Origin of the sequence: Streptomyces sp. SID10853 (assembly GCF_010548145.1) — a bacterium.
Lineage (GTDB): Bacteria > Actinomycetota > Actinomycetes > Streptomycetales > Streptomycetaceae > Streptomyces.
Genome location: NZ_JAAGLN010000206.1, coordinates 1 through 12,769 on the forward strand (window position 1 = coordinate 1; position 12,769 = coordinate 12,769).

The following is a 12,769-nucleotide window of genomic DNA, read 5'->3' on the forward strand; positions in this document are numbered from 1 at the left end:
GCCGGGGGCCGCCCCGGGCCGGCCTGGGCGGGGCGCTGCGCCGGCGGCTGCGCGGTCGGCGGTTCCTTCGGGCGGGGCGGGAAGGACGGGAAGGGGGCACGTCGCGCCTCGGTACTCATCCGCCCCCCTGTGCGTCCGCCCGAATTCGCCTTCCTGGCGGGTCCGTCGGTCACTCTACGGGCTGGCACGCGACCTGCGGGAACCGGACGGTAAGCACGGGGCATCTGCCCAGAACATCCCCCTACCCTCCGGTAATCATGTCTGGCAGGCTTCGGCCATGACGCCCCGTGCTGCTGACCGGACCCGGTACGACCGGGCCACCGCCGCCCTCGATGCCCCGCTGGCGATCGTCGACCTCGAAGCCTTCGACGCCAACGCCGACGACCTGGTCCGCCGCGCGGCCGGCAAACCGATCCGGGTGGCGAGCAAGTCCGTACGCTGCCGGACGCTCCTGGAGCGGGTGCTGGAGCGGGACGGCTTCGCCGGGCTGATGTCGTTCACCCTGGCGGAGTCGCTGTGGCTGGCCAGGTCCGGGTTCGACGACGTACTCCTCGCCTATCCGTCGGCCGACCGCGCCGGATACGCCGAGCTGGCGGGCGACCCCAAGCTGGCGGCCGCCGTGACCGTGATGGTGGACGATCCGGCCCAGCTGGAGCTGATCGACGGCGCGCGGGAAGGTGGCCGTGAGGAGATCCGGGTCTGTCTGGAGCTGGACACCTCGCTCCGGATGCTCGGCGGCCGGGTACGCATCGGGGCGCTCAGGTCGCCGCTGCGCGACCCCGCCCAACTCGCCGAGCTGGCACGGTCGGTGGCGCGGCGCCCGGGCTTCCGGCTGGTGGGGCTGATGGCGTACGAGGGCCATATCGCGGGGGTGGGCGACTCCATCGCAGGCCGGCCGCTGCGCTCGCGCGCGGTGCGGCTGATGCAGTCCACGGCCCGCAGGGAGCTGGCCGTCCGGCGGGCCGCCGTGGTGCGGGCGGTCCGGGCGGTGGCGCCGGACCTGGAGTTCGTCAACGGCGGCGGGACAGGCAGCGTGCAGCACACGGCGGCCGAGGACGCGGTGACCGAGATCGCGGCGGGTTCCGGCCTCTTCGTACCGCGGCTCTTCGACAACTACACCTCTTTCACCGGGCGCCCGGCGGCCCTCTTCGCGATGCCGGTGGTCCGCAGGCCGGGCGTGGGTGTGGTGACCGTGCTCGGCGGCGGCTATCCGGCGTCGGGCGCGGCCGGACAGGACCGGCTGCCCGTCCCGTACCTCCCTGAGGGGCTGCGCTACGACCCGCAGGAGGGGCCGGGCGAGGTCCAGACCCCGCTGCTCGGCTCCCCCGCCGACGATCTGCTGCTCGGTGACAAGGTGTGGTTCCGGCACGCCAAGTCGGGTGAGCTGTGCGAGCGGTTCGACGCGCTCCAGCTGGTCGAGGGCGACCGGGTGACGGGGACCGCGCCGACGTACCGCGGCGAGGGCCACACCTTCCTGTAGCCCCGGGGCCGGGCCCGGGTCAGGGTCAGGGTCAGGGTCAGGGGGCGATGCTGCTGCCCACACCGCCGCTGGTGGCATCGCCGATGGGGCGGATCCCGCTGGTGATGGTGTCCATGACGTGGAGCGGCGGCCCGTCGGGCCCGGCGTCGAAGGCGAAGCGCACCACCACCATCGACTCGGAGCCGAGGGAGGACGGAAAGGCGACGGTCTGGACGTAACCCCCGGGACCCGCACCGGTTCTGACCCGCCAGCGCACCAGATAGCCGGTGCGGCCCGCGACGTTCACCGGCCGGGACTCGGTCCGGGTGTGGGAGGTGATGCCGTCGTAGTCGAGGTCGCCGACGAGGTCCTTGTCGTACGAGCTGTCAGCGGCGTCCTCGATGTCCGCCTTGGCCACCGCCTCGGCCGATGAGACGTCGCTCTGGTCGGCGGTGCGTGAGGTGACCGTGCCGTGGTAACAGAACGAGGCCGAGTCGCCGGGGCACGTGTAGGAGTGGCTGGTCCGCATGGTCGTGACGTCCTCGACCGTGCTGGTCGGTTTCTCCCAGCCGTCCGGGACCGGCAGCGTGATGCCGTTCAGCTGGTCGACGAGCAGGGCCGGGTCGGCGGTCGGCGGTGCCCCGGCGCCCGAAGCGTGCGTCCCGGCGGCTGTGGCCGGGTGCGAGGCGGGTGCGCCGGTGGCTGCCGGGGAGTGCGCCGCCTTGCCGTCACCGCCACCGCTGTTGACCACGGTGACCGCCACCGTCACCGCGACGGCGACCACGACCACCGCTCCGACGGCGAGCGGCACCACGCGCCGCAGACCACCACCGGGCCCGCGCCGGCCCGCGGGTACGGGTGCGGGTGTGGCTGCCGACGGCGGACCGAAGCCGTACGGCGCCGCGGGCAGGTCCTGCTGAGGACCTGCCAGGCCGGGCTGTTGCGGTACGGCGTCGACGAACGGGCGGGTGTGCGCGGTCCAGGCCGTACCGTCCCACCAGCGCTCGGTGGCGGGCAGGCCGGTGTCCGGGTACCAGCCGGGCGGGGTCGCGTGGGTCATCCCGTCACTCTAGAGTCCGGCGCCGCCCGGAGTCCGACGGCGTCCGGAGTCCGGCGGCGTCCGGGACGGGCCGACGGCGTCCGGGACGGGCCGACGGCGTCCGGGACGGGCCGACAGCGTCCGGGACGGGCCGACGGCGTCTAGCGCTGCGGGTCGGCCGTCGCGTCGACGTGTTCGGCGACCGCGACGACGACGATCCGGGTCTCGGGCACCGTGGCACGCCAGCGGTGCCGCACTCCCCCGGAGAGGAAGAGGCTGTCACCGCGCGCCAGCCGGTACGCCCGGCCCTCGGCCTCCACCTCGGCCGCGCCCTCGGCGACGTACAGCACCTCGTCGTTGCGGTGCTGGAACTCACGCCCGGTCTCCTGCTCACCCGTGAACTCCATGGCGTGCAGCTGGTGGTGGCCGCGCACCAGGTCCCGGATCTGCGGCTCGGGGTCGGGGACCTCGCCGTCGGCGGCCACCGCGCGGACCACGTCGACGGTGCGCCCCGCGTCGGACACCGCGAGCAGCTCGACGGCCGTGGTCTCCAGCGCGTCGGCGACCCGCTGGAGCGAGCGCTCGCTCGGCCGGGCCCGCTCGTTCTCGATCTGGCTGAGGAAGGGTACGGACAGCCCGCTGCGCGCGGACACCTTCGCGAGGGTGAGCCCCAGTGTGCGGCGGCGCCTGCGGACGGCGGCACCCACCCGGAACGCCTCCTTCTCGTTAGCGTCCATCGGTTCCCCTCCCTTTGCCCTGTCGCCCGGTCGTGTCTGCTAGCACCTTACGCAGCTTCGGACCACGGGAGGGCCGTCCTGTCACACCCGCGTCGCACAACCTTTCCGCCGCACAGCCGCACGGCCGCCCTGACCGACTGCCCTCAAGTGCCGACCGGCGGACCGAAGTTGACCGAAGGGCGCCCGGAACGCCGTAAGGGGCGGGCAACGCCGGTGGCGTTGCCCGCCCCTTACGGGAGAGCCTTCCGCGGAAGATCCCCGCGGGAGAGTCGGATCAGCTGCCGACAGGCGCCAGCTTGTCCTCCAGGCCCGGGTTCGCGTCGAGCCACTTGCGGGCGGACTGCTTCTCCTTGCCCGCACCGCCGTCCTGGATCGCGACCTCGAGGGAGTTGAGCTTGTCCTCGCTGAGCTTGAAGTTCTTCAGCCAGCCGTTCAGCTCGGGCAGATCCTTGCCGAAGTCCTTGCGGGCGACGGTGTGGATCGAGTCGCTCTTGCCCCAGGCACCCTTCGGGTCCTTGAGCTTCGTCAGGTCGTACTTGCCGTACGCCCAGTGCGGCGACCACAGCACCACGATCACCGGCTCCTTCTTCTTGATGGAGCGGTCCAGCTGAGCCAGCATCGACGACGTACTCGACGACACCACCTTGTACTCACCCTGCAGCCCGTAAGCCTTCAGGACCTTCTTGTTCAGCAGACCCATCTCACCGGCACTCGACTCAATACCGATGATCTTGCCGTTGAACTCCTTGCCCTTGCCCTTCAGATCCGCCAGGGACTTCACACCCTTGACATACGAAGGCACTGACAGCTCAAGCGATGTGGGCCCGTACCAGGAGCCGACATCGGTGAGTTTGCTCTTGTATCTGTCCCAGTACTGCTTGTGCGTCGTCGGCAGCCAGGAGTCGAACTGCACATCCTCCTGGCCCTGGGCGAGCGCGGTGTACAGCGGTCCCGGGTCGAGCTGCTTGACGTTCGGCTTGTAGCCGCGGTCCTCCAGGATGTTCTGCCAGAGGTACGTCGAGGCGATGGCCTCGTCCCACGGGAAGAAGCCCAGGTTGACGGCCTTGCCCGCGTCCTTGCCCTTCTGCGGGGCGCCGGCGCCCTTCGCGACGGGCGCGAGCTTGTTCACCATGCTCGGGTTCTTCTTCAGCCAGGCGCGCACGCCGTCCTGCTCATGGCCCTCACCGGCGCTCTGGACGGAGTTCTCCAGGCTGGTCAGCTGGTCCTCGGTGAGCTTGAAGTCCTTCAGCCACTTCGCGACCGTCGGGTCCTTCTTGTCGAAGCCCTTGTGCGCGACGGTGTGGATCGAGTCGCTCTTGCCCCAGGCACCCTTCGGGTCCTTGAGCTTCGTCAGGTCGTACTTGCCGTACGCCCAGTGCGGCGACCACAGCACCACGACGACCGGCTCCTTCTTCTTGATGGAGCGGTCCAGCTGAGCCAGCATCGACGACGTACTCGACGACACCACCTTGTACTCACCCTGCAGCCCGTAAGCCTTCAGGACCTTCTTGTTCAGCAGACCCATCTCACCGGCACTCGACTCAATACCGATGATCTTGCCGTTGAACTCCTTGCCCTTGCCCTTCAGATCCGCCAGGGACTTCACACCCTTGACATACGAAGGCACGGTCAGTTCGAGGGACGTCGGGCCGTACCACTGGCCCATGTCCTCGAGCTGGGACTTGTACTTGTTCCAGTAGTCCTTGTGGGTCGTCGGCAGCCAGGAGTCGGTCTGGAAGTCGACGTCGCCGCGGGCCACACCGGAGTAGAGCGGGCCGGCGTCGAGCTGCTTGACGTCGGTCGTGTAGCCGCGCTGCTCCAGCAGCTCCTTCCACAGGTAGGTGGAGGCGATGCCCTCGTCCCAGGGGATGTACCCCATCTTGATCTGCTTGCCGTGGCCGACGTCCGAGCCCGCCTGCGACGAGCCCTTGCTGTCGGAGGCCGAGCCGAGGTTCATGCCGCCCGCGACGAGCCCGAGGATCACGACGCCGATCACGGCGACGGTGGTGCCGGGACGGTAGTGCGTGAAGCTCCACTTCTGGGCCATGGAGGCCGCCTTCGCGGCGGCGCGCCGGCCCAGCGGGGAGACACGCTGGTTGAGAGCGCCGGTCATCCGGTCCAGGTAGATGGCCAGGATGACCACGGCCACACCGCTCTCGGCGGCGAGACCGACCTGGAGCTGCGTGATGGCCGCGTAGACCTTCTCACCGAGACCGCCGGCACCGGCCATACCGCCGATGACGACCATGGAGAGCGCGAGCATGATGACCTGGTTGACACCGGCCATGATCGTCGGCAGGGCCAGGGGCAGCTGCACCCGGCGCAGGATGTTGCGCGGGGAGGTGCCGAACGCCTCGGCGGCCTCGACCAGTTCGCCGTCCACCTGCCGGATGCCGAGCTCGGTCATCCGGACGCCCGGGGGCATCGCGAAGACGATCGTGGCGATCACGCCGGGGGTCACCCCGACGCCGAAGAACATGACGCCCGGGATCAGGTAGACGAAGGCGGGCATCGTCTGCATCACGTCGAGCACCGGGCGGACCGTGGCACCGACCTTGGCGCTGCGCGCCGCCCAGATACCCAGTGGCACCGCGATCACGATGGTGATGACCGCCGCGACGATCACCAGCGACAGCGTGTCCATGCCCTCGTCCCAGAGGGCGAGCGCGTCGATCAGGGCGAAGCCGACGAAGGTCAGCACCGCTGGTACGAGACCGCGCAGCCAGAAGGCGAGGACGGCGAAGATGCCCGCCATCAGCAGCGGTTCACCGCCGCCGAGGACCGCGTCGACACCGTTGTACATGTGCGTGAGCACGCTGTTGATCGCGTCGAAGAGCCAGCCGACGTGATCCTGCAGCCACTTGACGATGTTTTCGACCCAGTCGCCGAAATGGAACCTAGGCACTGGCGACCGCCTTGTTCTTGGGCGCGGCGTCGCAGACCAGGGGGGCCTCGGCGTACTCGCCGAGGAATCCTACGAGACGGGACTGCTCGACGACACCGACCAGCTTGCCCTGGGCGTTCTTCACGGCCACCGGGTGCGGGACACGCGCGCTCACGCCGCACAGGTCGGCGAAGGTGGTGTCGGGGGTGACGGTCTCGCAGCCGCAGTCGCCCGCGTCGGGACGGTGCGCGTCGGTCATCATCGCCGCAGCGGTGAGGACGCGCGTGCGGTCCACGTCCTTGGTGAAGGAGGCGACATAGTCGTTGGCCGGCGTGATGAGGATGTCCTCGGCTGTGCCGAGCTGGACTATCTCACCGTCGCGCATGACCGCGATGCTGTCGCCGAGGCGCATGGCCTCGTTGAGGTCGTGGGTAATGAAGACGATCGTCTTCTTCAGCCGCTTCTGCAGTTCGAGCAGCTGGTCCTGCATGTCACGGCGGATCAGCGGGTCGAGCGCGCTGAAGGACTCGTCCATCAGAAGCAGGTCCGCGTCGGTCGCGAGCGCGCGGGCGAGGCCCACCCGCTGCTGCATACCGCCGGACAGCTCGTCGGGCCAGGAGGTCTCCCAGCCCGCGAGACCCGTCATCTCCAGGGCCTCGGCCGCCCGCTTCTCACGCTCGGCGCGGGGCACGCCCTGGACCTCCAGGCCGTAGCCGGCGTTCTCCAGGACGCTCCGGTGGGGGAAGAGCGCGAAGTGCTGGAAGACCATGCTGATCTTCTTCGAACGCACCTCGCGCAGCTCGCTGTCGCTGAGCGCGGTCAGGTCCTGGCCGTCGAAGAGCACCCGGCCCGACGTCGGCTCGAGGAGCCCGTTGAGCATGCGCAGCAGCGTGGACTTGCCGGAACCCGAGAGACCCATGACCACGAAGATGTTGCCGGGCTCGACGGTGAAGGATGCGTCGATGACCGCGGCAGTCGTGCCCTCACCGCGCAGCTCATCGCGGCCGGTGCCGTTCTCGAGTTTCTGCACGGCTTCATCGGGTCGTCTGCCGAACACTTTGTACAAGCGGTCGGCTTGCAGCCTGGACACATATACCTCACGCGTTGAAACGAAGACGACCTGTCACCCCCGTGTCGACGGGTCGTGGAGCGGCACGGGATCGGTCCGCTTCACCCTCGCAATACTTGAATCTGCTACTGGTTCCGCTCCGTGGCGGCGCCTGCCCACCTTTATCCGCCCCAAACAGAAGAGTGACCCAGCTCACTTTCGGGTGGCTGTCGGTGGCGTACGGCATGATCGGAGCGTGACCCGACGCCTGATGCTCCTCGACACCGCTTCCCTCTACTACCGGGCCTATTTCGGAGTCCCCGACACGGTACGGGCCCCGGACGGCACCCCGGTCAACGCCGTGCGCGGACTGCTCGACTTCATCGCCAGACTGGTGCAGGACCACCGGCCCGACTCCCTGGTCGCGTGCATGGACGCGGACTGGCGCCCCCAGTGGCGGGTCGACCTCATCCCCTCGTACAAGGCACACCGGGTGGCCGTGGAGACCGAGCAGGGCCCGGACGAAGAGGACACCCCGGACACCCTGGCCCCGCAGGTCCCGGTGATCGAGCAGGTGCTGGACGCGCTCGGCATCGCCCGGGTGGGAGTGGACGGGTACGAGGCGGACGACGTGATCGGCACCCTGGCCGGCGCGGCCACCGGTCCGGTCGACATCGTCACCGGGGACCGCGATCTCTACCAGCTGGTGGACGACGCCCGTGGCGCTCGGGTGCTGTATCCGCTGAAGGGCGTGGGGAACCTCCAGCTCACCGATGAGGCGCTGCTGCGCGAGAAGTACGGGGTGACGGGCCAGGGGTATGTGGACCTGGCGCTGCTGCGGGGGGACCCGAGCGACGGCCTGCCCGGCGTGCCGGGGATCGGCGAGAAGACCGCGGCGAAGCTGCTCGACGCGTTCGGCGACCTGGCCGGGATCATGGCCGCGGTCGACGATCCGGCGTCCGGGCTCACCCCTTCGCAGCGCCGCAAGCTGGACGAGGCGCGCGCCTATGTGGCGGTGGCCCCGAAGGTGGTGCGGGTCGCTTCGGACGTGCCGCTGCCGCCGTTCGATCCCGCGCTGCCCACCGCACCGCACGACCCGGCCGCCCTGGAACTGCTCGCCACCCGGTGGGGTCTGGGCGGATCTCTCCAGCGCCTGCTCTCCACTCTCCAGGACTGAAGTGCTAACTTAGGTGAGCCTAACTATATCGATCTGGGGAGCTGTCCGTGGCGGAAGCACCGGCCCGTAAGACACCGCAGGCCCACGAGGCGCAGGTGGTCCGTACCGAACGGATCACCCCGCACATGGTCCGTCTGGTCCTCGGCGGTGAGGGGCTGGACGCGTTCGACGCATCGGAGTTCACCGACCACTACATCAAGGTGCTCTTCCCGCCCGAGGGCGTGAGCTATCCGGAGCCGTTCGACATGGCCCGGATCCGCGAGGAGCTCCCCCGCGAGCAGTGGCCCGTCACCCGGACGTACACGGTGCGGTCCTGGGACCCGGCGCTGCGTGAGCTCGTGGTCGACTTCGTCGTGCACGGCACCGAAGGGCTGGCCGGCCCGTGGGCGGCGGGCGCCCGCCCCGGCGACACGATGCGCTTCCTCGGCCCCGGCGGCGGGTACGCACCGGACCCGGCCGCCGACTGGCACCTGCTGGCGGGCGACGAGAGCGCGCTGCCCGCCATCGCTGCCGCGGTGGAGGCGATGCCCGCGGGCGCCGTGGTCCACGCGTTCGTGGAGGTGTCGGGCCCCGACGAGGAGCAGAAGATCGCGGCTCCGGACGGCGTCGGGGTGCGGTGGCTGCACCGCGGCGCACGCCCGGCGGGCGAGGCGCTGACCGAGGCGGTGCAGGCACTCGACTTCCCGGCGGGTGAGGTCAGCGCCTTCGTGCACGGCGAGGCGGGCTGTGTGAAGGAGCTGCGGCGCCATCTGCGGCTGGACCGCGGGATCCCCCGCGAGCGGCTGTCCATCTCGGGCTACTGGCGGCTGGGTCAGGACGACGAGACCTGGCGCGCGGCGAAGCGCGAGTGGAACGCCCAGGTGGAGGCCGAGCAGGAACAGGCGGGCTGACCGGTCCGTGCCGGCGGAAAGAGCCCCCGGGGGTGAGCGTGCGCTCGCCCCCGGGGGCTGTCCGCTGTGCCCGGCGGCCGTACACCGTGGCACGTGTTCTGCTGGGAGACGGCCGACGCGGGTCGGGCGGCACAGGATGGGCCCGACGCGAGCCGGACAGCACGGGCAGGGCGGCACGGGACAGGCGGCACGGGACAGGCGGCGCGGAGACGGCGGCGCGGAAGATTTCGTACGCCTGACCAATCCACCGCCGCGCCCGCTCCGAATACCCGCCGAGAACTCGTATACCGCCTGCCCGCCCTGTGGAGGAACGCCGCGTGAAAGAAGCCGTGCACATCAGCGGAGCCGCTTCGGCGGGACCTGATCTGCAGCAATTGCTCGCCCTGGTCGCCCGCGGCGACCAAGACGCCTTCTCGCGTCTGTACGACTCCGTGTGCGGCCCCGTTCTCGGACTGGTACGCGCGGTACTGCGCGATCCCGCGCAGTCGGAGGAGGTGGCCCAGGAGGTGCTTCTGGAGGTGTGGCGCGGCGCGGCACGTTTCCAGCCCGACCGTGGCTCCGCGATGAACTGGGTCCTGATGCTCGCCCACCGCCGGGCGGTGGACCGGGTGCGTTCGGCCCAGGCCGCTTCGGACCGTGAGCAGCGGGCCGCCCTGCTCGACCGGACGCCGGCGTTCGACGAGGTCGTCGAGCAGGTCGAGTCCCGGCTGGAGCGGGAGCAGGTGCGCCGCTGTCTGAGTTCTCTGACAGAGGTGCAGCGCGAGTCGGTGACACTCGCGTACTACCGGGGCCTGGCCTACCGGGAAGTGGCCGAGCTGCTCTCCGTACCGCTCGGCACCATCAAGACTCGACTGCGCGACGGACTCATCCGGATGCGCGACTGCCTGGGGGTCAGCGCATGATGACAGCGGATCTGCACACACTGACCGGCGCCTACGCACTGCATGCCCTGGAACCCGACGAGCGCTCCGAGTTCGAGCAGCATCTCCAGGTCTGCCCCGCCTGCACCCAGGAGGTCCGTGAGCTGGTGGCGACAGCGGGCAGGCTGGCCCTCGCGGTCACGGTGACCCCGCCGCCCGCGCTCAAGCAGGAGGTCCTGCGCCGGATCGCCACCGAGCGCCAGGAGGCCCCGCTGCTGCCGCAGCAGCACCGCGGCGGTGGCGGCGGCGCACGCGGAGGCCGCGCGCTCTCCCGGTTCGCGCTCGCGGCCTGTCTCGCCGCTGCCGTCGGTCTCGGCGGGGTCGCGGTGTGGCAGCACCAGGAGGCCGGTGACGCCAGGAACTCCGCCGCGCAGTCGCAGCAGCAGGCGCGTGCGCTGGCCGCGGTGCTCGCCGCTCCTGACGCCAAGGTCACGACAGGGAAGCTGAAGGACGGGGCGCACGGCACGGTCGTCGTCTCGCACACCAGGAACCGGGCGGCGTTCCTCGCATCGGGGCTGCCGAAGCCGCCGGGCGGCAAGGTCTACCAGCTCTGGTTCAACGACAACGGAACGATGCGTTCCGCGGGTCTGCTGAATCCTTCGTCCTCCTCCGAGAGCGTGCTCATGGAAGGCTCGGTGAACTCCGCGGCCGGTATGGGCATCACGGTCGAACCGGCCGGCGGCTCGAAGGCACCGACGACCACCCCGCTGGCACTGATGAATTTCGCGGCCTGAACCGGCCGGAGGAATGAACGTGAGGGACTGAACGTGAAGGGCTGAACGTGAGGGACTGAACGTGAAGGGGGAGCCCGGCCGGGCTCCCCCTTCACGTCGCGCCGTGTCTCCCCCGGCTCAGCCCCGCTTCGGCGGCCACGGGAAGAAACCGCTGGTCCGCGCGGCGTACGCGGCGAAGCCCGGCCGGTCGGCCATATGCCGCTCCAGCAGCCGCTTCCCGCTGCCGCCGATCAGCAGGAAACTCATCACGAGCGGGCTGACGACGGTCGCCGCCGCGACCACCGGATCGTCGCAGACGAACAGGAACAGCCCCCACCAGACACAGAAGTCGCCGAAGTAGTTCGGGTGCCTGGTCCAGGACCACAGGCCGCGGTCCATGAGCTGCCCGCGGTGGGCGGGGTCCGCCTTGAAGCGGGCCAGCTGCCGGTCCCCCACACCCTCGAAGACCAGCCCCACCAGCCATACGGCACAGCCCGCGTACCCGGCGGGACCCACCGTGCCCGGCAGGTACTGCGCCGCCTGGACCGGCAGCGAGACGAGCAGGACCAGCACGCCCTGCAGCAGATAGACCTTGCGCAGCGCGTACAGGTTCCGGCTGCCCGGGGCCCTTGCGAGCATCGCCTCGTACCGGGCGTCCTCGCCGTGGCCGCGTCCGCGCAGCGCGATGTGGACGGCGAGCCGCAGCCCCCAGACCACCGTCAGCGCGGTGACCACGAGACGGCGTACCCCGTCGCCGCCCTCCCCCGCCGACACGGCGTACGAGACGAGCGCGACCGCGGCGAACGCCGGGCCCCAGGCGATGTCGACGATCCGGTGCAGCCCCCTGGCCACCGCGACGGCGAAGGTGAGCAGCATGACGGCGAGCGCGGCCGCGGCGGCCGCGCCCACCCCTTGGCCGAAGGCGCCCCACGGGTAACCGCTCACCGCCGGACGTCCCCGGCGTACCAGTCGTGCGGGGTGGCGGGCATCGCGCTCCGTCCGCTGTCGTCGGGGCGTACGGCGAGAATCTGGTCCACGCCCATCCGCCGCTCCTCGAACGCGAGGCGCCCGCCCACCAGATAGAGCCGCCAGACCCGCGCGGTCTCCTCGCCGGCCAGAGCGCGGAACTCCTCCCAGCGCTCCTCCAGCGTCCGCTCCCAGGCCGCGACGGTCCGGGAGTAGTGCTCGCGCAGCGACTCCACGGCCCGTACCTCAAGACCCGCGCCCTCAAGAAGCGAGACGGTCTCGCCCAGCGGGCGCATATGCATGTCGGGGGCGATGTACGCCTCGATGAAGGGGCCGCCGCCCGGGGCGACCGTGCCGCGGGACATCTGCTGGACCAGCACCCGGCCCGCCGGGCGGACCATGCCGAACAGCGTGGCGGTGAAGCCGGGGTACTGGGCGTCACCGACGTGCTCGCCCATCTCGATGGTGGACACCGCGTCGTAGTCGCCGCCCGTGATGTCGCGGTAGTCGGCGAGCCTGACCTCCACGAGATCGCCCAGCCCGCGCTCCGCCACCTGGTTCCTGACGTACTCCGCCTGCTCGGCGGCGAGGGTGACCGCGGTGACCTGGACCTTGTACTCCTGCGCCGCGTACAGGGTGAGCGATCCCCAGCCGCAGCCGATGTCGAGCAGCCGGGCGCCGGGGGTCAGCGCGAGCTTGCGGCAGATCAGTTCCAGCTTGTCGCGCTGGGCGTCGGCCGGGCCGTACTCCGGCTCCTCGCTGGTCCAGTAGCCGCAGGAGTACGCCATCGTCTCGTCGAGCAGCAGCGCGTAGAAGTCGTTGGAGAGGTCGTAGTGGTGGCTGATCGCGGCCCGGTCGCGGGCCTTGCTGTGCAGGGCGCCGCGCAGCCTGGCCTGGGAGGCCGGCGGTGCGGGGCGCCCTGCACAGCAAGGCCCG

Annotated in this window: 11 protein-coding genes; 5 read left to right on the forward strand and 6 right to left on the reverse strand. The window is 70.6% G+C overall.

What is annotated here, in order from left to right; genetic code table 11:
- Positions 1-277 precede the first annotated feature (277 nt).
- A complete protein-coding gene (locus G3I19_RS28330; RefSeq protein ID WP_164266567.1) occupies positions 278-1,480 on the forward strand; it encodes an amino acid deaminase/aldolase in 1,203 nt (400 codons plus the stop codon).
- A 37-nt stretch (positions 1,481-1,517) separates the two neighbouring features.
- Here G3I19_RS28330 and G3I19_RS28335 read toward each other — a convergent pair whose 3' ends face one another.
- From G3I19_RS28335 to G3I19_RS28350, 4 genes are all read right to left on the reverse strand, one after another.
- Positions 1,518-2,519 (reverse strand): DUF2510 domain-containing protein, encoded by a 1,002-nt coding sequence (locus tag G3I19_RS28335; protein WP_164266568.1) that lies wholly within the window; start codon positions 2,517-2,519, stop codon positions 1,518-1,520.
- 140 nt (positions 2,520-2,659) lie between these two features.
- Entirely contained in the window at positions 2,660-3,235 is a 576-nt protein-coding gene (locus G3I19_RS28340; protein ID WP_164266569.1) for a helix-turn-helix transcriptional regulator, read from the reverse strand.
- A gap of 274 nt (positions 3,236-3,509) precedes the next feature.
- Positions 3,510-6,140 (reverse strand): ABC transporter permease/substrate binding protein, encoded by a 2,631-nt coding sequence (locus tag G3I19_RS28345; RefSeq protein ID WP_164266570.1) that lies wholly within the window; start codon positions 6,138-6,140, stop codon positions 3,510-3,512.
- On the reverse strand, positions 6,133-7,209 hold the full coding sequence (locus G3I19_RS28350; RefSeq protein WP_164266571.1) for a betaine/proline/choline family ABC transporter ATP-binding protein: 1,077 nt from the start codon (positions 7,207-7,209) through the stop codon (positions 6,133-6,135). Before G3I19_RS28350 ends, G3I19_RS28345 begins: the two co-directional genes overlap by 8 nt.
- A gap of 229 nt (positions 7,210-7,438) precedes the next feature.
- On the opposite strand from G3I19_RS28350, the gene G3I19_RS28355 reads away from it, so the two are divergent.
- The 4 genes from G3I19_RS28355 (at position 7,439) to G3I19_RS28370 (ending at position 10,888) form a co-directional block, all read left to right on the forward strand.
- Complete coding sequence (locus G3I19_RS28355; protein WP_164266577.1) at positions 7,439-8,344, forward strand: 5'-3' exonuclease; 906 nt, start codon at positions 7,439-7,441, stop codon at positions 8,342-8,344.
- A 47-nt stretch (positions 8,345-8,391) separates the two neighbouring features.
- Positions 8,392-9,234, forward strand: coding sequence for a siderophore-interacting protein (locus G3I19_RS28360; RefSeq protein ID WP_164266572.1), 843 nt, complete (start codon positions 8,392-8,394; stop codon positions 9,232-9,234).
- 317 nt (positions 9,235-9,551) lie between these two features.
- Complete coding sequence (locus tag G3I19_RS28365) at positions 9,552-10,136, forward strand: sigma-70 family RNA polymerase sigma factor (RefSeq protein WP_164266573.1); 585 nt, start codon at positions 9,552-9,554, stop codon at positions 10,134-10,136.
- Positions 10,133-10,888, forward strand: coding sequence for an anti-sigma factor (locus tag G3I19_RS28370; RefSeq protein ID WP_164266574.1), 756 nt, complete (start codon positions 10,133-10,135; stop codon positions 10,886-10,888). Before G3I19_RS28365 ends, G3I19_RS28370 begins: the two co-directional genes overlap by 4 nt.
- Positions 10,889-11,005: 117 nt before the next feature.
- Here G3I19_RS28370 and G3I19_RS28375 read toward each other — a convergent pair whose 3' ends face one another.
- Positions 11,006-11,812, reverse strand: coding sequence for a DUF1295 domain-containing protein (locus G3I19_RS28375; protein ID WP_164266575.1), 807 nt, complete (start codon positions 11,810-11,812; stop codon positions 11,006-11,008).
- On the reverse strand, positions 11,809-12,769 hold a 961-nt coding region (locus G3I19_RS28380), incomplete at its 5' end, for a cyclopropane-fatty-acyl-phospholipid synthase family protein (protein ID WP_164266576.1). The genes G3I19_RS28375 and G3I19_RS28380, both read right to left, overlap by 4 nt.

Bases quoted from the DNA above. Each gene is read 5' to 3' on its own strand.
- G3I19_RS28370 (WP_164266574.1), top strand. From the start codon at position 10,133: ATGATGACAGCGGATCTGCACACACTGACCGGCGCCTACGCACTGCAT.
- G3I19_RS28330 (WP_164266567.1), top strand. From the start codon at position 278: ATGACGCCCCGTGCTGCTGACCGGACCCGGTACGACCGGGCCACCGCC.
- G3I19_RS28335 (WP_164266568.1), bottom strand. From the start codon at position 2,519: ATGACCCACGCGACCCCGCCCGGCTGGTACCCGGACACCGGCCTGCCC.
- G3I19_RS28355 (WP_164266577.1), top strand. From the start codon at position 7,439: ATGCTCCTCGACACCGCTTCCCTCTACTACCGGGCCTATTTCGGAGTC.
- G3I19_RS28340 (WP_164266569.1), bottom strand. From the start codon at position 3,235: ATGGACGCTAACGAGAAGGAGGCGTTCCGGGTGGGTGCCGCCGTCCGC.